Here is a 22,788-nt window from a genome sequence, read left to right on the forward strand (position 1 = left end):
GACCTTTCCGGCGTGTCAGCAATAATTGGCCACCTCGACAACACGCGCCTCCCAGTCGGCGCATGCGCGCGTGCGCGCTCGCTGGAACCCGATGACTTTGTCCACCAAGGCATTCAGTTCGGCATCGGAGGCAGTGTGAATCGCAGAGCGTTGTTGACCGGGTTGGCGGCGGTCGCGGCAGGAAATCTGCTGCTACCCCGGTCGGGTCCAGCGTCGGCCGGCGGCGGGGAAAAGCTACGCGATCTTCCGGAGCTTTCCAGCCAGGGTGGCGTCCTCGATACCAGCCTCGATATGGCCGCCCATGAGGTCCACCTGGACGGGCAGGTTCTGACCCTGGACGCCTACAACGGATCGACGCCGGGTCAAGTGCTGCGGGTCCGGCCCGGCGACACCATGCGGGTGCTGCTGCGAAATATGATGCGGCCGACGGGGATTCCACTCAACAGCATGCCGCCGCTGTGCAGTTCGAAACCGGGACAGCACCACCACGACCACGATCTCGCTGATTGTGTGTCGCCGGCGGCCGAGATGATGATGCACGGGCACACCGGCCCACAGATGATGCTGGCCACCAACCTGCACACCCACGGGTTGCAGGTGTCGCCGGAAGGCAATGCCGACAATGTCTTCGTGCGCGTGGACCCGCTCGGCCAATTCCAGTACGAGTACCACATCCCTCATGATCAGCCCGCCGGAATGGCTTGGTATCACCCGCATTTCCACGGCTCCACCAGCCATGCGGCCTGGAACGGGCTGGCCGGTCCGCTGATCATCGAGGGTGATGTCGACGCCGTTCCCGAGATCGCCGAGATGCGCGAGCGGGTGCTGGTGGTCAACGAGCTGTGGGTCGGCGACGACACCGGGGAGGTTCCCACCGCACGCGTGGTTCCCATCGGCGGGCCGGTACCGTTCAGCAGCATTCCCGCCGTGGCGTCGTCCATGATGTTCCCCGTCAATGGGCAATTGGTGCCCGAGATCGATATCCGGCCCGGTGAGACCCAGCGCTGGCGGTTGCTCAACGCCTGCCCGCATCGCGCCCTCTGGCTGCATGTCGACGGCCACGATCTGCATCAGATCGGGCAGGACGGCGTCCCCTTCGCCGCACCCGAACGCGTACCGAACCTCATGCTGTCGGCGGGCAACCGCGTCGAATTCATCGTCCAGGCAGGCGAACCCGGGCGGTACCGGGTCTACGCCGAACGCTACGACCAAGGCCACCCCGGCGGTCCCCGACCCCGCGTGCACTTGGCAACCCTGGTGGTGGCGGGTACCCGCACCAGCGGCCGGATACCCGCCACGCTCGTCGAGCCACCACGGATGCCGGACCTGCCGATCGCCCGGCGGCGCACGCTGACCTTCTCCGGCGATATCTCCGGACGCACCGGCTCGGGCGTCGTATTCCGCATCGACAACCAGGAATACGACCTAGACCGCATAGACCAGGAGGTGGAAGCCGGCACCGTCGAGGAGTGGACCATCGTCAACGACGATGTGTTCCAGCACCCCTTCCACATTCACGTCAACCCGTTCCAGATCGTCGATGTCCAAGGCATTCCCGCCGACGACACCTCCTGGGGTGCTCCGGATCCGACGGTGTGGTGGGATGTGTTCCGCGTGCCGCCGAAGGGACAGTTCACCCTGCGCACCTACTTCCGGCCCGACGTGGTCGGCAAAACCGTCTACCACTGCCACATCCTCCCGCACGAGGACAACGGCATGATGGGCAATATCCTCATCCGCCCGGCAGGTGCGCAATGACGATGCGGCATTCTTGGATAGCCCTCGGAATACTCAGTACCGCAGCACTTCTCGTCATCGCAACCGCGAGCGCCGCCCCCTCGGACGAGGACAGCCGACAACCCCTGACCACCGACCACGCCTACGTGTTCAACCAGCAGCACCGCGACAACCTCAGCTGGTGGAACGGCACCTGGATGCCGCAGACCGTGCCGGACGGCGCCCACATCCAAATCCAGCTCCCCAGCGATCCGGTGCGCTGGTCACCCGACAACAGCGGCGACACCTGCCGCCCGAGTCCCAGCTTCGGCATGAACACCGCCCTGCTACCACCCGCCCACGCCACATTCCTCGGTAGCGATCAACTCGCCGACGCGGGCCGTATCAGCGGGAGCTCCGCACTGTCGGTATTCGACTACGGTGTCACCGGTTCCGGCGCCACCGCGATCTGCCTTCGACCCGAACCCGCCGATGCCGAACCGGACGCTCTCGGATTCCCCTCCGACACACCACCGTTCTACGTTCTCACGCTGCTGGTCGGCATCCTGCAGGCGGACATTCGATAGTTCACACCCGCACTATGAAATCCGGCGCGGGGGCCTCGAGCGCCCGGTGTCTGCGCGATCGTTCCCCGCACCCCGATGGGATCAACCCGCGCAGCAGGACAGCTCGGCGACGTTAGCGGTGAAGGTCTGGGCGGCCAGTTTCAACGCCTCCGCCATGGTCAGATACGGGGCCCATGTGGTGGCCAACTGATCGACGGTCATCCCCCCGGTGATCGCGTACCCGGCGGCGCTGATCAGATCCCCCGCGTTCTCGGTGACCGCGTGTACGCCCAGCACTCGGCCGGAACCGACTTCGGCGACGAGCTTGACCACGCCGCGGGTATCGCGATTGACCAGTGCCCGCGGCACACTCGCACCGCCGAGCACTCGGGATTCGGGCCGCAACCCGGCCTCGACGGCCTGGGTCTCGGTGAGCCCGACCGCGGCAATGGCCGGGCTGGTGAATGTCACGCGCGGCATCGCCGTGTAGTCCAAGGCGCGGTCGGAGGTCCCAAAAGCATTGTCGGCGAACAAGGTTCCCTGTGCGGCCGCTACGTACACGAACTGTGGGCCCCCGGCCACGTCACCGGCCGCCCAGATCCGCCGATTACCGGTGCGCTGGCGCGTATCGACCACAACAGCACCACGTGCATCGATCTCGACGCCGACGGTATCCAGGTGCAGCCCAGCGGCATTCGGGCGACGGCCGGTGGCGACCAGTATGTTCTCCGCACGCAACTCGGCGATGGCGCCCTCGCGGGTACGAACGCTCGCGACCTTCTCGCCGTCGATGGCCAAGACATTGTCGAGGGTGGCCCCGGTAAGTACCGCGATGTTCTCCTCGGCGAACACGGTCTCGATGGCCTCGGCGATCTCGGGCTCCTCGAACGGCGCCAACCGATCCAGGGCCTCGATCACCGTGACCCGAGTGCCGAGGCGGGCGAACAGCTGCGCCTGTTCGAGTCCGATCGCGTTGCCGCCCACCACGATCAGCGACTCCGGTAGCTGCTCGAGCTCCATGGCGGTGGTCGAGGTCAGATATCCGGCATCGGCCAACCCGTCGATCGGGGGCGCCCACGGCGCCGCGCCGGTCGCGATCAGATAATGTTCGGCCTCGATCACCCGTGAGCCACCCTCACCACGATCCACCAGCACCAGCGGCGCATCGCTGGTGCCGGTGAAAGCGCCGGTGCCGGAAACGATCTCCCACCCATACCCTGCGGCCAAGTCGATGTACTTATCGGCCCGCAACTGCTCGACCAACGCGTCCTTGCCAGCGACCAGGTCGGTGAAGTCAACCGGCGCGTCGACGGCGGCCAGCCCCGGGAACCGGTCGGCAGCGGCGGCGACGTGCCGGGCCTCGGCGGCGGCCAGCAGCGCTTTGGATGGCACACACCCGACGTTCACACACGTGCCGCCGATCGTGCCGCGTTCGATCATCGCCACCCGCCTACCGAGCCTGGACGCCGCGATCGCGGCGGCGAACGCCGCCGAGCCGGAACCGATAATCGCCAGATCGACGCGAGGGTCTGTCGTGGTCACGGCGGTGCCTTCCTGCTGGAACTCCGGTCACGGAAGCCAGTTTCTATTCGCATTGACGAATACTTCTGGTCACCATATTATTCGTTTATCCGAATAGTTCAAGGAGGCGATCCACATGCCCCGCCCTACTACCACCGTCACCCAGCCTGGGGGCGAGACGGCATGTACGCATCTGGATACGACAGCGAAGTTCTTTCGCGCGCTGTCGGATCCGACGCGGTTGAAGCTGCTGGAATTCATCCTGGCCGGTGAACGCACCTCCGCCGAATGTGGCGCCCACGCCGGGATCTCGCAGCCCCGGGTCTCGATCCATCTGTCCTGCCTCACCGATTGCGGCTATGTGACCGCTCGTCGCGACGGGAAGAAACTGCGGTACTCGGTCGGGGATCCCCGGGTCACGGATCTGGTGATGCTGGCCCGGTCGCTGGCCGCGGACAACGCCGCCGCGCTGACCTGCTGCACCCGCATCGCCCCGGCCCAGCAGCACGAGAATGGCCAGCAATGAACGCGCACAACAACTCCCCGGGCCTCGGTCGCCCGATCGCGATCGCGGGTGTCGGCGCGCTCATCGTCCTGTGCTGCGTCACGCCGCTGCTGATCGCCGCCGGCGGACTTGCCGCACTCGGTGGCGCAGTGAGCAGCGGGTAGCTGATCGTGACCGCCGCGCTGCTCGCCCTTGGAGCGCTCGCATACGTGGTGCGGCGTCGCACTGGCGGACGCGGCGGGCAGGCGAACGACTGCTGTGCGCCTGCCGATGGTCGCGACCCGAACAAGTCCACCGATCGAGGTTTCCTGCCATGACAACGCCTACCGTCAGGAGCCTCTCCACGAACGCCGCCGAGACTGCTGAAATCACTCACATATATAATGTCGGCAGGTCAATGAGGATGACTTCGTCATCGGACTCCGCCGCCGCGCAGGCCTTTTCGTTGAAACCTGCTCCGCTGAAGCACAGCAGCCGGGTTCGACTGGTGTCGTACCGGCCGTTGCGGGAGATTATCTCCCGAATATCCCGGAGGCGTTTTATGTGGCCCTCACCCATGACGTCGTTCCACTTCGCTTCGCCGATTGCCAGCAGCGGCGGCTTTCCGCCTGCCGCGACGCCGACGACAGCGACATCGATCTCATGACTCTTGCGAGTGGTGGGGTCATGGACTACGCCGTGCCCCACCTTGGCCGGAAGTTCTGCGAACAGGTCGAGATCGGAGTGGTGCAGCGCCCATTCCCGACACGTCTGCTCGAAATGCGGCCCGAGCACGTTGTTGACGTACCTGTGGCGGCTGGCACGCCACACCCGGGGGGCGCTCCCGGGGCGCTCGAGCTGATCCCAGACCGGACGCATGATGGCGTGATAGAACCTGATCAACGGCTCCAGGATGCGGTAGGTGGACCTGTTGTCCCGGAAGATGTCCGCATCGCGATACAGGAGTCCGACATCTTCGAGGACATTGATCGGGTGCGCGATATCGGGCGCCTTGCGCTCCAAGTAGTTCGCGATGCCGCCACGTGTCGCATTGCCGTCCGCGACAGCGGCCAGGACGGACAAATACAGTGCGGTGTCCCGCAATTCGGGTTCCTCGGCCAGCAGGTACCGAGGCTCCCGGAATAGTGGCGTCTCCGGATTCATTACGGTGCGGACAACCCAGTCGTCGAAGTCATCGGGCCCTGCGGGGACATCACCACGTGCGAATTCCCGCCGGTAGGCCGGCGTACCTCCCACAATCGAATTGACTTGCAGCGCCAGACGTGGGTCGGTGATTCCCCAGAATTCAGCCGCGAGGCGGTAATCGAGCGGCCGCACCAATAGTTCGAGTCCTGCGCGACCCCGCAGAGGGGCGCTGCCGGACAGTATTCGGCCCATGAACGACAGGGCAGATCCGCATAACACCAGCCGGGCCCTGGAGTCGGTGCGCTGGGCACGCAACGGTCGCAATGCCTCCTGAATGATCGAGGGGAGCTCTGGATTCGCCTTCGCGAGATACGGGAACTCGTCGATCACAACAGGAACTGGGCGATCACGCCCCAAGCTGAGCAATGTGTCGATCACTTCGGCCCAACCGTGGAAATGAAACGGACTCGCCGGACGAACGTGCGTGGTCAGCGCAGCACTGATCCGCCGTAGGGATTCCGCGTCGGCCGCCTCCGTCGCACCGAAGTAGAACCCCCCTGCCGTCTGACAGATCGCTTCGAGCAGGAAGGTCTTGCCTTGACGACGCCTACCCGAGACAACACCCAGCGTCGCGCCAGGCTGCTCATCCGAGACGAAGCGAGTCAGAGCGGACCACTCGTATTCACGGTCGAACATATCCGCAGGCTTTCGCACCACACCCCCACGATCTATAGGATCACAGTTTATAGAACTGTACACCTATAAACTTCGGCGTGCACGCGGTCCTCGGCTGATAGTCCAACGCTCGCTGGGCGGTAAACACCACAATCGCAGCGACCACACCCGTCAGCGGGTTCGACTCGGCCTGCCGACGGACCGGTGACGGCCCAGGCGCGCCTCCCGATCTGAGCGCCTGGTCAGAATTCGTGCGTGTAATGTCCCTCGTCACTCTGGCGTGCTCTTGGCCGGAACCCACACTCGAAGGAGCGCCGCGCAGTGTGGATCCCGGCCAAGAAGCGTGCCGGAACGACGAGCTGGTTCGGTGACGGAACGTGGGTGCTTCCAGCCACCCGCTCAGAACGCACGCTATCGCCCCCAGTCACTCCGGCGTGCCTGTCCACCTGCGAGAGGTCGTGGATCCCGGCCAAAAGCACGCCGGGATGACGGGGTGACGGTCGACATCACGCGTTCGAGCTCAGTCAGGACCGCTAGGTCACGAGAGTCGCTGTGTATCCCAGTGTTTCGATTGCCGCGACCACATCGTCGGTAGTGGTCGCGGCGGTGTCGAGTTCGACGATGCTGCGCCCCTTCTTCATCGTCGTCTGCGCGCTGTGGACACCGGGGAGGTCGTCGAGGGTGTCGTCGACGAGCAGTGCGCAGCTGCCGCAATGCATGCCGGTGATCTGGAATTCGTGTGTGCTGGTGGTCATTTCGATTCACGATCCTTTCAGGCGATGGTGATGACGCCGGAGTACATGCCCATGCCGCAGGTGTAGTCGAGGCGGCCCGGTTCCAGTACACCGAGATCGACGCGGATCTCCCCCCGTACCGGCAGGATCTGCTCGATTCCCCGGTCAGGGATGACGAAGTGACGGACACAACCGGATGCGTTGTCCGACTTGATAATCAGCGTGGTCGGCAACCCGGCGGTAGCTTCGATGACGCCGGGGCCGTAGGAGCCGGTGCGGGCGGTGACCGTCACCGTTTGTATGCCGTCGACGACGGTGGCCGCCGCGGCGTCGGGTGCGGGGCCCGCGGGGCCGAGCGAGGCTGTGATCCGGCTGGCGGCCAGCGGGGAACCGGCGAGTTCGAGGCCGCCGTTGAGGGTGTAGAAGCCCATGGCGAGAACGACCAGACCGGTGGCCAGGGCGAGTCGTCCGCGCCATGCGGTCGCGGCGACGCGCGCGGCGTATCCGAGCAGCGCGAACAGCGGTCCGGTTCCGAGGACGAATACCGCCATGATCGCCGCGCCCTGCAGCGGTGAGCCGGAGGCGAGGGCGAGCGCGGCGACCGACAGGGTCACCCCGCACGGGATGAGGATGGTGGCCAGGCCCAGTAGCGCGGGAGCGAGGGCGGCGTGGGAGCGGGCCCGATTGCGGACCAGCCGCGTCCAGGAGACCGGCGGTTCGATCACGATGCGACGGAATCCGGGCACACCCAGCTGGGCGAGTCCGAACGTGATGATCAGCAGTCCGGCACCGATCTGCAGCCAGGTGCGCATCCCGAGAGACAGCTGGGCGGCGCCGCCGAGCGCTCCGAGCAGTGCGCCGAACAGGGTGTGGGACACGAGTTTTCCGGCGAGGAATCCGCTGACGGGGGTGAGATCGTCCGCGAGCCGGGTCGACCATCGGCCGGAGGCCACCGACTCGGCACTGTGGTTCGCGACGGGTTTTCGGGCTGCGCCCGCCGCGACGGTTTCCGCCGCGGTGCGCTGCCGGGTGATCAATCCGGTGAGGAGTCCGCCCTGGACGGCGGCACAGGAGATGCCACCGGCGAACAGACCGGTGGTGAGGACGGCAAGGAGATTCACTAAAGCTCCTGGAATACATGGGTGGACAGAGAAATGCACGCGGAACCACCGACCGGACCGCCATGCGGGCCAGATCGGTTGTGCCGCGGGTTCTCCTATGTCCGGAGCACGCAGAGCTGAGCGAGGGTTGGTGCTCGCGGTAGCGCCGTGCGTGTGGCCCGCCTGGGCCCAGCCCGAATCGGACAGGCCACGGCGGCGATGGGGCGCGGCATACGCAGCGCCGACGCCGACCACCAGGCGAGAATCGCGACCAGGCAGGCGGCGAGCAGTCCGCCGAGAGTCATCGGTGCGCCGATCACGTTCTCCACCGCGTCGAGCGCACCGGTCACCAGGTGATCCATCGGACCGTCAGCCGCCCCGACCGTCTCGACGGAGTGCGTCATCGAGTGCGACATCGACACGGGTACCGGCATGCCGTCCTCGCACTGCAGCCCGTGTACCAACGCGATTCCCGCGAGCGCCGCCAACACCGCGAGCAGTCGCGCGGATACGCCGCGCGGGGGCGAGGTGGCGGTCACGACGCCGATAGTACTGACCAACTACGTAGTGCGTAGTAAGTGGTGGGATTGTGTACCCACCACGGCCCATCGGCGAGCCAGCAATGTGTCAGCGTGCGCCACCAACGACACTGAGCCGCTCCGGGTCCTTCAGATCTATTGCGGCATAGCCGATATCGATGAGATTGTCGCGCTCGAACTCCTTGAGGATCTTGTTCAGCGATGGCCGCTGCACGCCCAACATCGCGGCGAGGGTCCGCTGGGCCAGCTGCACCGACCCGTCCGTTGATTCATCCAGAAGCAATTGAGCGACCTGCGCGGTCAACGGTCGGCCCAAGATGCTGATCAACCGGGTCTGGGAGGCCGACGTGCGCTGGGCAATGCTCGACAGCCAGCGCCGCGCGATCGCGGGATGCCCGGCGAGCAGCTTCTCGAAGGCGGGCCGCGACAGAAACAGGCACGTTGCATCGGTCAACGCCCGCGCGGTGTACATCAGCGGCATATCCAGCAATAGGGCGATATCGCCGTCGACGTCACCCGGCCGCAAGATATCCACGATCGCACGCTGCCGCCCCGAACCGACCGCCAGTTCGAGCCGCCCCTGCCGGACGATCCACACCCCGTCCGCGGGCTTGCCCGCGCTGAACACCACCGTCCCGGCGGGCAACGTCTGCAATTCGAGCCAGTCCGCCAATGCCGTCAGATCTTCGGCCCGCAGCGGCGCGGAGACTCCCCTGCCCACACAGCGCGCGATCCACGCGGCCTGACGCAACTGCTCCTCGCCGACCGATTCACCCCCGAAAGCGTGCAGCAGATGCGCCAACGGCCCTGATCGATCCATATCGCGCCTCCAGAAATTGGTCTATTCATCGTGTCACCACGCTGACAATCACGCAGCGATTGCGCGGGAGAGAGGGTTCTATCGCAGCTAGGACCTATTGCCTCACTCCAAGGACTCAGTCATGACTACGTCGGCTTCCAGCAGTTCATTTCTCTCGGGCACCGTGTCCGCACGGTCTGTCGGCGTAGGCGCACTATGGGGCGCGCTCGCCGGCATCGTGGCGTCGCTGGTGATGGCAATGTATGCCATGATCGCCGCCGCCACCTACCAAGACACCGGCTTCTTCACACCGCTCTATCACATCGCCGCCACCTTCATCGAGCCCGAAGCGATGATGACCTCGATGATGAAGGCCGGTGAGGGCAGCACCTTCTACTTCTCGCTCGGTCCCGCCGCGGTCGGCGCGATCGTCCATATGATGGTCGGGGCCGGATACGGCATGATGTTCGGCATCGTCGCCGTGCTGGCACGTTTGCGCGGCGTCATGCTGATTGGCTCCGGAATCATTTGGGGCGCGATCGTTTTCGCGCTGAGCGCCTGGATCGGACTGCCCCTCGCGGCTTCTCTGTTCGGGGGCGGCGACCCCATCCGCGATATGGCGAGCATGGTCGGCTACCCCACCTTCCTCGTCGAACATCTGCTCTACGGTGCGGCGCTGGGTCTGTTGCTCGCGGCCCGGCCCTCCGCTCGCAGCTGAACGTCCGGCAGCGATGGCAGTCCCCCGCGCTGTCATCGCTGCCGACGGTTCCGCCATGGCGCGGAAACCCTGCGGCGGCAATGACCTGTCGCACACCGGTATCGAGTATCGCTCTGTCGCCGATGAACGCGGTCGAAACATTCACCAACCTGTCAGCATGCTGACACTCACACGAAATTGTCGGTCCGACGGGTCAGCACTCACCCGATCGCGAATCTCGACACCGGCCGCCGACAAGGCGAGGCAATGCGCTTTCGCATGAGCGACTATCTTGCAGACGATCCCGAGATCGCTCGAATTCGCCACGGCGCCTTCGGAAAACTAGACAGCGATCCCGCCGACCGGCGCGGAACCGGATGGGTCACGGCGGAGCTCAGACCGACTCGGTGGCATCGACCGGTAGTTCGGCCAGCCGCCATTCGAGCATGCCGTCGTGCAGGCGGATGGCGCGGCGCCCATGCTCGGTGAGTAGGCGAACGGCGTCGTAGGCCAGGACGCAGTACTCGCCGCGGCAGTACACCACGATCTCGGTGTCGAGGGGCAGCTCCGAGATCCGCTCGGTGAGCTGCTCGACCGGAATACAGACCGCGCCGGGGATGTGACCGGCCCGGTATTCGGGCAGCGGCCGGACATCGAGTACGACCACGTCGCCGCGGGCAGCCCGGGTGAGCAGTTCCTCGCGCGTCATTTCTCGGCCGCCATCGGGCCCGAGGTAGCGGGCCCGCGCGGGCGGGACGGCGGTTTGATGGGTTTCGGCGACCTGGCGCAGCAGTGCGAACAGCCGCGCCACGTCCTCGCCCGCGAGCCGGTAGTGGATCCGCACGCCCTCGCGGCGGGTCGCCACGAAACCGGCCTGCTTGAGGGTCTGCAGATGCGCCGAGGCCGTGGTCAGGTTCAGTCCCGCCGCGGTGGCCAACGATTCGACGGTGCGCTCGCCTTGGGCCAGCAAATCCAATAGCTCCAGGCGTTTGCCGCTCGACAACGCCTTGCCGCTGGCGGCGAACGCCTCGTAGAGCGCCATCTTCGCTGTGGTCTTTTCGCCACCCATCCAGATCCTCCAATCATCTGTAGAACATCATATCGGTCTCCCACCACCACAGTTGCCCGCCCGACGGGCTTGCTCTAGCCTACACTCAGTATTCCATGGTTTATTGGAATATAGGTTCGCAGTGGAACACATCGCACAGGAGTCCCGCCATGCCATCCGACCTCACACTGGTTCCCGTCGTCGACGAGGGACTGGGCAACTCGACCTACCTGCTGGACCTCGGCGACGGGCGGGCCATGGTCCTCGATCCGGAACGCGATGTGCGCGAGGTCCGCGCCGAAGCGCGTCGACGGGGCTTGCGCATCGCCTACGCCGTGGAGACCCATCTGCACGCGGACTTCATCTCCGGGGTGCGCGAACTGGCCGAAGTCGACGGCGCGACCGTGCTGGCCCCCGAGGTCGGCCCCCGCGGATTCGACGTGACAGCACTGAGCGACGGGCAACGCGTCGTGCTGGGCACGTTCACGCTCCAAGCGCTGGCCACCCCCGGCCATTCCCCCGAGCACCTGTCGTATCTCCTGCACGAAAACGACCGGCTGCTCGGCGTATTCACCGGCGGCTCGCTGATGGTGGGCACCGCCGGACGTACCGACCTGGTCAGCGCGGAACAGACGGTGCCGCTGGCGCGCGCGCAGTACCACTCGCTACAGCGACTGATGCGGTTGCCCGACGACACTCCGGTCTGGCCTACGCACGGGGCGGGATCGTTCTGCTCCTCGTCGATCAGCGGGGACCGGGTCACCACGATCGGCGCCGAACGCGCTACCAATCCATTGCTACAGGTCGACGGCGAAGACGCGTTCGTCCAAGCGCTGTTGGGCTCGCTGGGGACCTTCCCCGACTACTTCTTGCGCCTGGGCGAGGTCAATCACCGGGGACCGGCCGTACTGCGCGAGACCCTCGAGCTCACCGCCCTGACCACCAGCGAAGTACAGGATCTCCTGGCAGATGACGCCCAGGTCGTCGACGCGCGCCCGGCCGCCGAATTCGCCGCCGGTCACCTCCCCGGCGCGTTGTCGATCACCCTGCGCCCGGTCTTCGCCACCTGGCTGGGTTGGCTCGCCGACCCGAATCGGCCGCTGGTCATCGTCCGCGCCGCCGACCAGAACCCCACCGATATCGCTTGGGAGGCAGCCAAAGTCGGATTCGATACCATCGCCGGGGAACTGGGCGGCGGCATGGCCGCCTGGACCGGCGAGGTCGACGCCAAGTCGGTGACACTGCTCGACGCCGCGCACCTCGCCACCGATACCCCGGCCACCGTGCTCGACATCCGCCAGGACGGTGAGTTCGCCGCCGGTCACGTGCCAGGTGCCCGCAGCATCGAACTCGGCGCACTCCCGCGCAACCTGAGCGGGTTGCCCGACGGGCCGGTGGTGGTCATGTGCGGGCACGGCGAACGCGCGATGAGTGCCGCGAGCATCCTCGAAGCCGCCGGTCGGACCGATGTGCGGGTGCTCGCGGGTGCCCCCGCCGATTACGCCCGCGCCCGCGGCGAGCGATTGCGGACCGAGCAGTGAGGTACGAAAAACGTTCCAGCCCACCGGCACCGGTCCTCGGGCTCCGGGAGAACGCGGCCCAATTCACCCTGCTCGTCGCGGTCAATGCGTTGGTCGGCGGCATGGTCGGCCAGCAGCAAACCGTGCTGCCGCTGCTCGCCGACAGCGAATTCGGGCTCACCGGCTACACGTTCATCTTCACCTACGTCGCGGCCTTCGGAATCACCAAGGCCATTGCCAACTACTTCGCGGGCACCTGCTCCGACCGCTACGGCCGCAAACCGGTGCTGCTGGTGGGCTGGCTGTTCGCACTACCGGTACCGCTGATGCTCATCGCCGCACCCAACTGGGGATGGGTCGTGGCGGCCAATGTGCTGCTGGGTATCAACCAGGGCTTGACCTGGTCCACCACGGTCGTCATGAAGATCGACCTCGTCGGCCCCGCCCGGCGCGGACTGGCCATGGGCCTCAACGAGGCCGCCGGATACGGCGCGGTCGCCGTCAGTTCGCTACTGGCCGGATATCTCGCCGAACACTATGGTCTGCGCCCGGCCCCGTTCCTACTCGGCCTCGCCTACGCCGCCCTGGCGCTACTGCTGTCGGGTGGCTTCGTCCGCGAGACTCGCGATTACGCGCGACTGGAAGCCGCCCACCACACGCCGCGCACCGACGGCCTGCACGATCACCTGCACGCCGAGTTGACCGACCGACAGGTCGCGCTGCACACCAGCCTGAAGGAACCCGCACTGTCCTCGGCCAGCCACGCGGGACTGGTCAACAACCTCAACTTCGGTCTGTCGTGGGGGCTGTTTCCGCTGCTGTTCGCGACCGCCGACCTGTCGATCGCACAGATCGGATTGCTGTTCGCGCTGTACCCCGGTGTGTGGGGTGCCGGACAGCTGATCACCGGCGGCCTCTCCGACAGGATCGGACGCAAGCATCTGATCACCGGCGGGATGGTGATCCAGGCCGGAGCGCTCACGGTGATCGCCGCCTCCGACGGATTCGCCGGGTGGGCGGTCGGCGCGGTGCTGCTCGGTTGCGGTACCGCGATGGTCTATCCGACCTTGCTGGCGGTGATCGGCGATGTCGCCCATCCGATCTGGCGCGGCCGCGCCGTCGGCGTCTACCGGGTCTGGCGCGACCTCGGTTACGCCGTGGGCGCGATCCTCGGTGGCGTCGTCGCCGACCTGATGGGGCTGCACGCCGCGGTCTGGGCGGCCGCCGCCGTCAGCGCAGCCGCCGCACTACTGGTCGCGGTCCGCATGTACGAAACCCATCCGCGGCAACCCGTCCTCCGCCCACCCTCGCGGCTCGCCCCCGACGCGAGCTGACCACGCGCAGCTCTACCCGCGGTTGGCCGGTGACGAACCAGCCACCCGTCCCGGCACGACCAATGAGAGTCGCTGTGTAGCCGAACTTCTCGATCGCCGCGACCTCATCTGCGGGTCCACGACCGGGGTGCGTTGTCGGGCGATCGATCCGGGGCGGAGTCCATCCTGGACGGCGCACGCCTTCATTAATCTCGATATCGAGAGACTTGACATCGACACTGTCGACTGGTTTTATCTCGATGTCGAGATTAATACCGCCGAAGGGGGCGACCACACTTGGTCACCATCGCCACACGCCCATCCGGGACATCCGAGACATCCACCCGACCGACGACATCGCTGCACGACATCGCACTCACCGCGATCGCACCCGCGCTGTTCGGAACCGTCTATGTCGCAACAGCTCTGCTACTACCTCCCGATCGGCCGATGCTGGCCGCGGCGATGCGCGCACTGCCCGCCGGACTGCTCATCCTGGCGTTCACCCGAACGCTGCCGCGTGGAATGTGGTGGTTCAAAGCCATCACGCTCTCGACCCTCAATGTCGGAGCGTTCTTCCCGCTGCTGTTCATCGCCGCGTACCGCCTGCCCGGCGGGCTCGCCGCGGCCATCGGTGCGTTGCAACCGCTCATCGTCGCGGGGCTGGCGTTCCTGATCTTGCGGACCCGCACTCCGCACGCCATGTTGCTCGCCTGCCTCACGGCCGCGGGCGGGGTCGCGCTCATGACAATGACCGCCGCGACCACGCCGGACCCGATCGGCGTCGCCGCGATGATCGGTGCGACCACCATCCTCGGCCTGGGAATCATCCTCGGAAAGAAGTGGGGCTCACCGGTTCCGCCACTGACGATGACCGGATGGCAGCTCACCTTCGCCGGACTGATGCTCTGGCCGCTCACCCTCGTGACCGAGGGCGTGCCGTCGACGGTCACCGCCCAGAACGTGCTCGGCTTTCTCTACGTCGGGCTCGTGGGTACCGCCCTCGCCTACACAATGTGGTTCCGCGGGGTGCAGCGACTCGTTCCCACCTCGCTATCGCAGCTGTCGACCCTCAACCCGCTCGTCGCGGCCCTGGCGGGACTCACCCTGCTCGGTCAGACCTTCACCCCGTGGCAACTCACCGGATTCGCCGTCACCCTCGTCGCCCTCATCGTCGGCCAGTCCATGAACAGGAACTCGAAATGACCTCCATCGCAACCGAATACCGCGTCCTCGCCCTCTCCGGAAGTCTGCGCGCGGACTCGTACAACACCGCACTGCTGCGCGCGGCCCGCGACCTCGCGCCCAGCTCGATGTCCCTCCGGTTCCACTCCGGTCTCGGCGATCTGCCGCTGTACAACGAGGATCTGGAACAGGGCTCGCTGCCCGCCGCCGTGCACGACCTGCACCAGCAGATCCTGTGGTCGGACGCCCTGCTCATCGCGACACCGGAACACAATGCGTCGATCCCGGCGGCATTGAAGAATGCGATCGACTGGATGAGCCGCATGCCCGACGGGGCCGGAATGAGCGGCAAGCCGATGGTGGTGGCCGGCGCGTCGCCCGGGGCGCTCGGGACGGTACGGGCCCAGCTCGCGCTGCGGCAGATCCTGGCGGCCGTCGGCGCCGATGTCCTCACGAAGCCGGAGGTCATGGTATTCCGTGCACACGAACGATTCGACGGCACAGGCACTTTGACCGATCCGTTCACGCAGTCCTTGCTCGTGGATCTGCTGGCCGAACTGGCTCGGCGAATCAAACGCGGACTGTAGCGGCCCTCGAGGTAATCTCGACGTCGAGATAAGGAGTGGGAATGACCGACAGCGTCGATGTGATCATGGATCTGTGGCGCCACGAGGTGCCCGAACTGGCCGACGACCTGTGGCCGGTGGCGATTGTTGGGCGTATCCAGCGACTTTCGCGCATTCTCGACCGCGCTCTGAAGGACCTCTACGCCGAGCACGGACTCGAGGTCTGGGAGTTCGACGTCCTCACCACGCTTCGCCGCTCCGGACCGCCGTACGAGCTCACCCCCGGCGCACTGCTCGAAGCGGCCATGATCACCTCGAGCACGGTCACCAACCGGATCGACCGCATGGAAGCCAAGAACCTCGTCGAACGCCTCCGCGACCCCGACGACCGCCGCTCGGTCCGCGTCCGCCTCACCCCGCACGGGATGGAGTTGGTCGACCGCGTCTTCCGCCTCCACTTGGCCAACGAAGCACGCCTACTCCCCGACTACACCCCCGCGGACTACCGCCGGTTCACCGGTGAGCTCCGCCGCCTCCTGGAACATTTCGACGACCACCTCGACCGCGACCGGGCGACCTCGGCGGCCAGCGCCGAAGCGGCAACGCCGAACTGAAGTATCCGCGGCCGACCGCACGGAACAGGTGGTCGTGGGCGACATGACTCCTCCCGTCACGGTAGCTCCGAACGATCGTTGCGGCGACCAGCGCCCAGCATTCGAATAAGGCTGTACACCAACCTATTTCGACCACAGACAGCCCGTACCGGGACGCTGCGATATGCTGGCCCCAGGCGGCAGTGCCTCCGGGCATGCCTGGGCAGCGGTGTTGACACCGGCCCGCCTCACCTCACTCCGTGCGCAATCCGCGACGAGTGAATCGAATATCCCCCTTCCCGGTCGTTTCCTGACGCCGGACTTCTCCCTCTCCCGAGACCGGTCGCACTGCCGCTTGCCTCGTTCAGCCCGACCGCTACCTACCGGCCGGGCCTCGACCACACCCACGGAATGGAGTGAACCCATGAGTACCAACGTAATTACCACCGGCACCGAGCGGGCGATCCTCGAGAACATGCTCGACCTCAACCGCGTGGCCCTCATCGAGACCGTGCGCGGCCTGTCCGAAGCCGATGCGCGCCGACGACTCGTCGCGTCGCTGACGACACCGATCGCATTGATCAAGCATGCCGCCGCCGCGGAACGTATTTGGTTCCAACGGTTCTGGGCGGGACTCGACGAATCCGAATGCGACGGATACTCGCGCCGCGACGAGGGCACCTTCGCCGTCGCCGACGACGAGTCGCTGGCAGCGGTCATCGCCGAATTCGAGCGGGCGAGCGCGCGATCACGCGAAATCGCGTCCCGCTTCGACCTCGACGACACCCTGGACAATCCCCGTGAAGGAAAGGTCAGCATGCGCTGGACACTGCTCGCCATGATCCAGGAGTTCGCCAGGCACGCCGGTCACGGCGACATCCTCCGCGAACAGATCGACAATCCCGCACTGCGACAGCCGAACCCCGAGCAATGAGATCAGGGCGAGCCGAATCGCAGTGGATCTCACCCTCGAGAGCTACACCGGAAGACCACTCCGCAGCGTGATGCGTGCACCGGTACCCGTGCCTACCGTCGTAGTGTGATCGAAGCACGGGGCTTGACCAAGTATTACGGCCGGACATGCGCGGTCGAAGATCTGACGTTCACTGTCGAACCCGGGCGGGTTACCGGATTCCTCGGGCCGAACGGCTCGGGGAAGTCGACAACCATGCGGTTGATCCTCGGCCTGGACAGTCCGACGCGTGGTGCGGTCACCGTGACCGGGCGGCGATACCGTGACCTGGTGCGGCCGCTGCATACCGTGGGTGCGTTGCTGGATGCCGGGGACGTCATGCGTTCGCGGACCGCCGCCGCGCATCTGGAGATCCTCGCGGCGAGCAATCGCATTCCGCGGCGTCGCGTCGATGAAGTGCTCGATCTGGTCGGGCTCACCAGCGTGGCGGGAAAGCGGGTCCGGGGGTTCTCGCTGGGCATGCTGCAACGGCTCGGCATAGCGGCGGCCCTGCTGGGCGATCCCGCGATTCTGGTATTGGACGAGCCGGTCAACGGCTTGGATACCGAGGGGATCCGCTGGATTCGCGGAATGCTGCGGGCAATGGCCGATGAGGGTCGCACGGTTCTGCTCTCCAGCCATCTGATGAGCGAAACACAGCTGGTGGCCGATCATCTGATCGTCATCGGCGCGGGACGGTTGCTCGCGGACGAGCCGATCGTCGAATTCGTCGAACGCCGAACCGATCCGGTGGTCCTGGTGCGCAGCGCCGAACTGAGCTCTTTCGCCGCCGTCCTCGGCGCGCGTATCGAGATCCGCGGTGACACCGGCACGGTACGCGGCATCGCGTCGCGCGAGATCGGCAGGCTGGCGATGACGCACGGGATCGTGCTCGACGAGTTGACGCCGGTGCACGCGTCGGTGGAAGACGTATTCACCCGCCTCGTTACCGAACATCAACGGTTCGGTCACCGACCCCGAGCGGCCGACGAAGTGAAAGGTACTGCCGCATGACGACATTGGTGGATTCTTCGACATCGTGGGCGTATGTGCGCGATCAGGTTCGCGCCGAGGTGATCAAGGTGCGTTCGGCGCGGTCGCTGTGGCTGCTACCGCTGCTGGCGGCGGCGCTCGGGCCGGTGACGGCGATATTCGTCGGGCTGACCGGCAGCATGGAGACGGGCGATACCGTGCTCGGCGGCGCGTTGACCGGGGCCACGCTGGCACTCGCCGTGGTCGCGGCCTGGGGCGCCCTGGTGATCACGACCGAGTTCTCCTCCGGGACAATCCGGCCCACCCTATCGGCCACACCGCAACGCGGAATCATCTTGGGCGCCAAAGTCATCGTGGTCGGATCGGTCGCCGCGGTGGTCGGCTTGGTCAGTATCACGGCGGCGTACGCGGTCGGTGTCGCCACTATAGATTCCACGAAATACGCAGGTGGTGAACCGCTTCCAGGGCTACTGGGCATCTACGTCTGTTTCCCCGCGACGGCGTTGCTCGGTCTGGCCACCGGGGTGGCCCTGCGCAGCTCGGTGGGCGCGGTCGGCGCCGTCACCGCCCATGTGGTGCTGCCGCAACTGTCCTCGGCAACAGCCTTCGGCGACCTGCACAGGTGGGTTACCGTCGCCGCGCCCAGTGCCGTAGTGGCCAAACTGTCGCAAAGTACGGACGGGGCAACCGAACTCATCGGGTCACTGGGCGGCTGGCCACGATTGGCCATCGTAATCGCCTGCACCCTCAGCGCCCTCGCGATGGCGCACCGAATCATCGATCGCGCCGACCTGTGAACCTCCGCCTCGCCGAACAGTGGCGAATACCCGTACTGCTGGCGGTGGCCGCGTTCATGTTCGCCGTGGTCGATCACACGCTGCTGTCGGACACCGACCTCGGACCTCGCCTGTCGCCGGCACTGGCGCTGATCCAAGCGCTCGCCATCATGGCGCAGCTGCGGGTTCCGCTGCTCGGCTGGGCGGTCAGCCTGGCAGGGGTGACATATGCCTCGGCCGCCGTGCACGACTCGCTGTGGGTCGACGCGATGTTCAACAGCTACCTGGTGGTGCTGGCGCTCGTCGCGCTGCGGGTGTCGTGGCGGTCGGCGACCGTGGTGTGGGTGGCCACGGCCTCGCTGAGTGTCGTTGTCGCGTTGATGATGCCGCAGAGTCGGCCCGCCGAGGTGGTCGAATCAGCCGTCCTCACCGGCCTCGTTCTGGTTGCCGGGGCAGCGTTGCGGGCACTGTTCGAGGCACGCCGTGACGCCCTCGCCCAAAGCCGGGAGTCGATCCGTCAGCGAGAGCGCAACGCGCTGCTCGAGGAACGTACGCGCATCGCCCGCGAGTTGCATGATGTGGTGGCGCACCATATGTCGGTGGTCGCCATCCAGGCCGAAGCCGCCCGGTATCGCGTCGCCGATCCACCACCCGATCTGCTCGCCAGCCTCAGCGCGATCCGCGGCAGCGCGGCGGCGGCACTCGACGAGATGCGCCGAATACTGGGGGTGCTGCGCGCCGATCTGGATGTCCCGACCCAACCGCAGCCGCATATCGACGATCTCACCGAACTCGTCGACGGGGTGCGCAACGCTGGTCGCGAGGTCACGGTCAGTCGACACGGCACGGCACCGGAACTCTCCGCAGGCGTGGCGGTCTCCGCGTACCGCATCGTCCAGGAAGCGCTGAGCAACGCGCTACGCCACGCACCAGGAGCAGCCATCGCCATCGAATTTTCCTACCGTGCTACCGATCTCATGATCGATGTCCGCAACGAACCCGGATCCGCGGCAGCTATGGCATCCGGCAACGGTCACGGCCTGATCGGCATGCGTGAGCGGGTTGCCATGCTGGGCGGTGGTTTCGAGGCGGGACCGACACCGGAGGGCGGCTACCGCGTCACAGCCGTCCTGCCGCTCGACGAACGGACGACGCCATGACCATTCGAGTGCTGATTGCCGACGACCAGGCCCTGGTGCGCGACGGCCTGACCGTGCTCCTGCGAGCGCAACCCGGCATCGAGGTGGTCGCCGCGGCCGCCGACGGCGCCGCAGCGGAGAACCTCACCGCCACACTGCATCCCGATGTGGTGCTGATGGATATTCGGATGCCCGGGATCGATGGGCTGGAAGCGACCGCACGCATTGTCGCCTCCGGCGCACCGACCAGGGTGATCGTCTTGACCACCTACGATCTGGACGAGTACGTCTTCCGCGCCCTTCGCGCCGGTGCCAGCGGATTCCTGCTCAAGGACACACCGGCGCAGGCGCTTGCCGAGGGCATCCGCACCGTCGCGCGCGGTGACGCACTGCTCGCGCCCTCGGTGACGCGGCGGCTGCTGGACGAATTCGCCCGCCTCGGCGCCCGTGCGCGCCCGGACCACGCGGCATTGCGTCAACTCACCGAACGCGAAACCCAGGTACTCGAGCTCATCGCGCGCGGGCTGTCCAATGCCGAGATCGCGGACAGCCTCGTCATCGCCGAGGAAACCGTCAAAACCCACGTCGGACGCATCCTGGCGAAGCTGCACCTGCGCGACCGCACCCAGGCGGCGATCTTCGCCTATGAAACAGGCTTGGCCACACCGGGTTGACCGCGACGAGCCCTCAGCACAGGAGAACAACCATGCACACACTGATCGTCGGAGCCGGTCCCACCGGCTTGACGCTGGCCATCGACCTTGCCCGCCGGGGGCTCGACGTCCGCATCATCGACAAAACCGCCCGCTTCTTCGACGGGTCCCGTGGCGACGGGATCCAGCCACGCACCCTCGAGGTTTTCGATGATTTGGGAGTGATCGCCGACGTACTCGACCAGGGCGCACCGCAACCGGTTATCCGGATGTTCCAGGGCGGCGAACAGGTTCGCGAACTTCGCATGAGCGAGCCCCGAGATCCCACTCCCGCTGTGCCATACCCGAATCCGTGGGTGCTCGGCCAGTCACAGACCGAGGCGATCCTCCGTAATCGCTCGGCGGAGTTCGGTGTTCAGGTCGAGCTCGACACCGAGCTGGTCGGATTCGACCAGGGCGCGGACGGCGTCACCGCGACACTGCATCGAGAGGGCGGCTCCGAAACCGTGCGCGCGGACTATCTCGTCGGTGCCGACGGTGCGGCGAGCACGGTCCGCAAGTTGTCGGGCATCGGGTTCGAGGGCAGCACCGATGAGTCGATCCGCATGGTCCTCGGCGATGTTCGCGCCGACGCGCTCGACCACGATTACGGCTACTGGTTCGGGGCCGCCGACAATCCCCGCGAAGGCATTGTCCTCTCACCGCTGCCCGGTGACCGCTTCTTCCAATTCGGTATGCCCGCGCGGTCCACGACCGAACCGACCCTGCGCGTCTTGCAGCACTGTCTCGAAACCTATTCGGACCGAACCGATATCCGACTCGACGACCTGCGCTGGTGCACAGTGTGGCGGCCCAATGTGCGCCTCGCCCACCGCTACCGCGACAGACGGGTATTCCTCGCGGGCGACGCCGCCCACGTACACCCGCCCGCCGGTGGACAAGGGCTCAATACCGGCATCCAAGACGCCTACAACCTCGGCTGGAAACTCAGCGACGGATCGCCGGACCTGCTGGCGAGCTACGAATCCGAACGACGCCCGGTCGCCGCCCGCGTACTCGGCCTCAGCACCGAACTACTGCGCCGTCACACCGACGGCGACGAGAACGCACACCACCGCGGCGAGGACACCCACCAACTCGACATCACCTACCGGGCCCCCTCCGCGGCCGGTCGTGTGGTCACCGGCGACCGAGCCCCCGACGCCCCGCTCCTCGACTCCTCCGGCCACCAGATCCGCCTCTTCGATCTGTTTCGCGGTCCACACGCCACCCTGCTGTGCTTCGACTCCCCCGCCCCCACCGACCTCACACCCGGGATCAGCGCGTGGTCGATTCTGCGCCGCACCCACACCCGAACCGACCACGATCGGTATGTAATCGACTCGGCCGAAACCGCTTTCGAGTCCTACGACGCCCAACCCGGTACCCGCATCCTCGTTCGACCGGACGGATACGTGGGCACTATGAGTACCGGATAGATGCTAGGTCAGTTGCCGCATGTCCGCCGGTGCCGCGACCGGGCACCGGCGGCCGGTGTTGTCACCACCAGAAGGTCACGACCTCCCACCGCTGCAGCGTGCCCGGAGTATCGCAGTGCGCCCAGGAATGCTGACCGTTCCACGCGACCGGACCACGGCGTTCATAGGTGGCCCAACTACTGCCGAACCAGCCCCACCAGTGTCGGCACTCGATCTTCACCTGGTGCCGCACCGGCCAATGACACGTCGAGAACGCCGCGCTGTTATTGACCGGATGTGCCGCGCATCCCGGATGCCACGGCTGCCACGGCTGCGCCTGAACCGGCGCGGCACCCATCACCACCCCCGCGCCGAGCAATGTTGCCGCCGACGCACTCACCAACATCTTCTTGACGATCGACCCCATCACAACCTCCCACCAGCGTGGGGCACGACGCCCCCGACTCTGATAGGCCCACGCGCTATTCGAAGTTCGGTGGCACTCCGCACTCCGCGGCCAACCACCCTTACGTGACCTACGTCACATATCAACGCCTCAGCGTTACACGGTGCGCGGCACCCCTCGAATCGAGACGCCAAAACGCCAGTTCGAGGC

The 22,788-nt window shown here is 66.3% G+C and carries 24 protein-coding genes; 16 read left to right on the forward strand and 8 right to left on the reverse strand.

The annotated features are described in order from the left end of the window. Positions 1–135 precede the first annotated feature (135 nt). Positions 136–1,758, forward strand: a complete 1,623-nt coding sequence (locus tag NU1_RS17400; protein ID WP_245720173.1) for a multicopper oxidase family protein — start codon at positions 136–138, stop codon at positions 1,756–1,758. Beyond that, a complete protein-coding gene (locus NU1_RS17405) occupies positions 1,755–2,303 on the forward strand; it encodes a hypothetical protein (RefSeq protein WP_157552434.1) in 549 nt (182 codons plus the stop codon). The genes NU1_RS17400 and NU1_RS17405 overlap by 4 nt, the downstream gene beginning before the upstream one ends. 81 nt (positions 2,304–2,384) lie before the next feature. Here NU1_RS17405 and merA read toward each other — a convergent pair whose 3' ends face one another. After that, the gene (gene merA, locus NU1_RS17410; protein WP_067522702.1) at positions 2,385–3,824 is read right to left on the reverse strand and encodes a mercury(II) reductase; all 1,440 of its coding nucleotides are present in this window, start codon (positions 3,822–3,824) and stop codon (positions 2,385–2,387) included. A 115-nt stretch (positions 3,825–3,939) separates the two neighbouring features. Between merA and NU1_RS17415 the strand changes: the two genes are divergently transcribed. Both NU1_RS17415 and merT read left to right on the forward strand, forming a co-directional pair. Next, positions 3,940–4,329, forward strand: coding sequence for an ArsR/SmtB family transcription factor (locus NU1_RS17415; protein ID WP_067522703.1), 390 nt, complete (start codon positions 3,940–3,942; stop codon positions 4,327–4,329). Then, the gene (merT, locus tag NU1_RS41520) at positions 4,326–4,472 is read left to right on the forward strand and encodes a mercuric ion transporter MerT (protein WP_157552436.1); all 147 of its coding nucleotides are present in this window, start codon (positions 4,326–4,328) and stop codon (positions 4,470–4,472) included. Before NU1_RS17415 ends, merT begins: the two co-directional genes overlap by 4 nt. Positions 4,473–4,680: 208 nt before the next feature. Here the strand turns inward: merT and NU1_RS17425 are convergent, their stop codons facing one another. The 5 genes from NU1_RS17425 to NU1_RS17445 all read right to left on the reverse strand — a co-directional run bounded on the left by NU1_RS17425 (position 4,681) and on the right by NU1_RS17445 (position 9,301). Beyond that, positions 4,681–6,129 carry an AAA family ATPase gene (locus NU1_RS17425; protein WP_212761465.1) on the reverse strand — a complete coding sequence of 483 codons (1,449 nt, stop codon included), beginning with the start codon at positions 6,127–6,129 and terminating at the stop codon, positions 4,681–4,683. Between the two features lie 512 nt (positions 6,130–6,641). Then, positions 6,642–6,863, reverse strand: coding sequence for a heavy-metal-associated domain-containing protein (locus NU1_RS17430; protein WP_067522705.1), 222 nt, complete (start codon positions 6,861–6,863; stop codon positions 6,642–6,644). A 17-nt stretch (positions 6,864–6,880) separates the two neighbouring features. After that, positions 6,881–7,963, reverse strand: a complete 1,083-nt coding sequence (locus NU1_RS17435) for a sulfite exporter TauE/SafE family protein (protein WP_067522706.1) — start codon at positions 7,961–7,963, stop codon at positions 6,881–6,883. 95 nt (positions 7,964–8,058) lie between these two features. Continuing rightward, positions 8,059–8,481, reverse strand: a complete 423-nt coding sequence (locus tag NU1_RS17440; RefSeq protein ID WP_067522708.1) for a hypothetical protein — start codon at positions 8,479–8,481, stop codon at positions 8,059–8,061. Between the two features lie 88 nt (positions 8,482–8,569). Beyond that, positions 8,570–9,301, reverse strand: a complete 732-nt coding sequence (locus tag NU1_RS17445) for a Crp/Fnr family transcriptional regulator (RefSeq protein ID WP_067522710.1) — start codon at positions 9,299–9,301, stop codon at positions 8,570–8,572. 121 nt (positions 9,302–9,422) lie between these two features. Here NU1_RS17445 and NU1_RS17450 point away from each other — a divergent pair, with 121 nt between their 5' ends. Next, complete coding sequence (locus tag NU1_RS17450) at positions 9,423–9,998, forward strand: hypothetical protein (protein ID WP_245720174.1); 576 nt, start codon at positions 9,423–9,425, stop codon at positions 9,996–9,998. Between the two features lie 373 nt (positions 9,999–10,371). Here NU1_RS17450 and NU1_RS17460 read toward each other — a convergent pair whose 3' ends face one another. Further along, positions 10,372–11,046, reverse strand: coding sequence for an ArsR/SmtB family transcription factor (locus NU1_RS17460; RefSeq protein WP_067522713.1), 675 nt, complete (start codon positions 11,044–11,046; stop codon positions 10,372–10,374). A gap of 149 nt (positions 11,047–11,195) precedes the next feature. On the opposite strand from NU1_RS17460, the gene NU1_RS17465 reads away from it, so the two are divergent. The 11 genes from NU1_RS17465 to NU1_RS17515 all read left to right on the forward strand — a co-directional run bounded on the left by NU1_RS17465 (position 11,196) and on the right by NU1_RS17515 (position 22,193). After that, entirely contained in the window at positions 11,196–12,566 is a 1,371-nt protein-coding gene (locus tag NU1_RS17465) for an MBL fold metallo-hydrolase (RefSeq protein ID WP_067522716.1), read from the forward strand. Then, a complete protein-coding gene (locus tag NU1_RS17470) occupies positions 12,563–13,879 on the forward strand; it encodes an MFS transporter (RefSeq protein WP_067522717.1) in 1,317 nt (438 codons plus the stop codon). Before NU1_RS17465 ends, NU1_RS17470 begins: the two co-directional genes overlap by 4 nt. A 276-nt stretch (positions 13,880–14,155) precedes the next feature. Next, positions 14,156–15,064, forward strand: coding sequence for an EamA family transporter (locus tag NU1_RS17475; RefSeq protein ID WP_067522719.1), 909 nt, complete (start codon positions 14,156–14,158; stop codon positions 15,062–15,064). After that, a complete protein-coding gene (locus NU1_RS17480) occupies positions 15,061–15,630 on the forward strand; it encodes an NADPH-dependent FMN reductase (RefSeq protein ID WP_067522720.1) in 570 nt (189 codons plus the stop codon). Before NU1_RS17475 ends, NU1_RS17480 begins: the two co-directional genes overlap by 4 nt. A 41-nt stretch (positions 15,631–15,671) precedes the next feature. Continuing rightward, complete coding sequence (locus NU1_RS17485) at positions 15,672–16,223, forward strand: MarR family winged helix-turn-helix transcriptional regulator (protein ID WP_067522722.1); 552 nt, start codon at positions 15,672–15,674, stop codon at positions 16,221–16,223. 403 nt (positions 16,224–16,626) lie between these two features. Further along, the gene (locus tag NU1_RS17490; protein WP_067522724.1) at positions 16,627–17,136 is read left to right on the forward strand and encodes a DinB family protein; all 510 of its coding nucleotides are present in this window, start codon (positions 16,627–16,629) and stop codon (positions 17,134–17,136) included. A gap of 105 nt (positions 17,137–17,241) precedes the next feature. Continuing rightward, positions 17,242–18,168, forward strand: coding sequence for an ABC transporter ATP-binding protein (locus NU1_RS17495; RefSeq protein WP_067522725.1), 927 nt, complete (start codon positions 17,242–17,244; stop codon positions 18,166–18,168). After that, positions 18,165–18,944 (forward strand): ABC transporter permease, encoded by a 780-nt coding sequence (locus NU1_RS17500; protein WP_067522727.1) that lies wholly within the window; start codon positions 18,165–18,167, stop codon positions 18,942–18,944. Before NU1_RS17495 ends, NU1_RS17500 begins: the two co-directional genes overlap by 4 nt. Further along, positions 18,941–20,083 (forward strand): sensor histidine kinase, encoded by a 1,143-nt coding sequence (locus NU1_RS17505; RefSeq protein ID WP_067522728.1) that lies wholly within the window; start codon positions 18,941–18,943, stop codon positions 20,081–20,083. The genes NU1_RS17500 and NU1_RS17505 overlap by 4 nt, the downstream gene beginning before the upstream one ends. Next, entirely contained in the window at positions 20,080–20,736 is a 657-nt protein-coding gene (locus NU1_RS17510) for a response regulator (protein WP_067522730.1), read from the forward strand. The genes NU1_RS17505 and NU1_RS17510 overlap by 4 nt, the downstream gene beginning before the upstream one ends. A 32-nt stretch (positions 20,737–20,768) precedes the next feature. Beyond that, the gene (locus NU1_RS17515; RefSeq protein ID WP_067522731.1) at positions 20,769–22,193 is read left to right on the forward strand and encodes an FAD-dependent monooxygenase; all 1,425 of its coding nucleotides are present in this window, start codon (positions 20,769–20,771) and stop codon (positions 22,191–22,193) included. 61 nt (positions 22,194–22,254) lie between these two features. On the opposite strand, the gene NU1_RS17520 is transcribed toward NU1_RS17515, so the two are convergent. Next, complete coding sequence (locus tag NU1_RS17520; RefSeq protein ID WP_067522733.1) at positions 22,255–22,599, reverse strand: hypothetical protein; 345 nt, start codon at positions 22,597–22,599, stop codon at positions 22,255–22,257. Positions 22,600–22,788 lie beyond the last annotated feature (189 nt).

It is taken from the genome of Nocardia uniformis NBRC 13702, from assembly GCF_001613345.1.
Classification (GTDB): Bacteria; Actinomycetota; Actinomycetes; order Mycobacteriales; family Mycobacteriaceae; genus Nocardia; species Nocardia uniformis.

Coding starts and splice junctions, on each gene's coding strand:
- NU1_RS17405 (WP_157552434.1), top strand. CDS start 1,755: ATGACGATGCGGCATTCTTGGATAGCCCTCGGAATACTCAGTACCGCA.
- NU1_RS17415 (WP_067522703.1), top strand. CDS start 3,940: ATGCCCCGCCCTACTACCACCGTCACCCAGCCTGGGGGCGAGACGGCA.
- merT (WP_157552436.1), top strand. CDS start 4,326: ATGAACGCGCACAACAACTCCCCGGGCCTCGGTCGCCCGATCGCGATC.
- NU1_RS17425 (WP_212761465.1), bottom strand. CDS start 6,129: ATGTTCGACCGTGAATACGAGTGGTCCGCTCTGACTCGCTTCGTCTCG.
- NU1_RS17430 (WP_067522705.1), bottom strand. CDS start 6,863: ATGACCACCAGCACACACGAATTCCAGATCACCGGCATGCATTGCGGC.
- NU1_RS17445 (WP_067522710.1), bottom strand. CDS start 9,301: ATGGATCGATCAGGGCCGTTGGCGCATCTGCTGCACGCTTTCGGGGGT.
- NU1_RS17450 (WP_245720174.1), top strand. CDS start 9,423: ATGACTACGTCGGCTTCCAGCAGTTCATTTCTCTCGGGCACCGTGTCC.
- NU1_RS17460 (WP_067522713.1), bottom strand. CDS start 11,046: ATGGGTGGCGAAAAGACCACAGCGAAGATGGCGCTCTACGAGGCGTTC.
- NU1_RS17465 (WP_067522716.1), top strand. CDS start 11,196: ATGCCATCCGACCTCACACTGGTTCCCGTCGTCGACGAGGGACTGGGC.
- NU1_RS17480 (WP_067522720.1), top strand. CDS start 15,061: ATGACCTCCATCGCAACCGAATACCGCGTCCTCGCCCTCTCCGGAAGT.
- NU1_RS17485 (WP_067522722.1), top strand. CDS start 15,672: ATGACCGACAGCGTCGATGTGATCATGGATCTGTGGCGCCACGAGGTG.
- NU1_RS17490 (WP_067522724.1), top strand. CDS start 16,627: ATGAGTACCAACGTAATTACCACCGGCACCGAGCGGGCGATCCTCGAG.
- NU1_RS17500 (WP_067522727.1), top strand. CDS start 18,165: ATGACGACATTGGTGGATTCTTCGACATCGTGGGCGTATGTGCGCGAT.
- NU1_RS17510 (WP_067522730.1), top strand. CDS start 20,080: ATGACCATTCGAGTGCTGATTGCCGACGACCAGGCCCTGGTGCGCGAC.
- NU1_RS17515 (WP_067522731.1), top strand. CDS start 20,769: ATGCACACACTGATCGTCGGAGCCGGTCCCACCGGCTTGACGCTGGCC.
- NU1_RS17520 (WP_067522733.1), bottom strand. CDS start 22,599: ATGGGGTCGATCGTCAAGAAGATGTTGGTGAGTGCGTCGGCGGCAACA.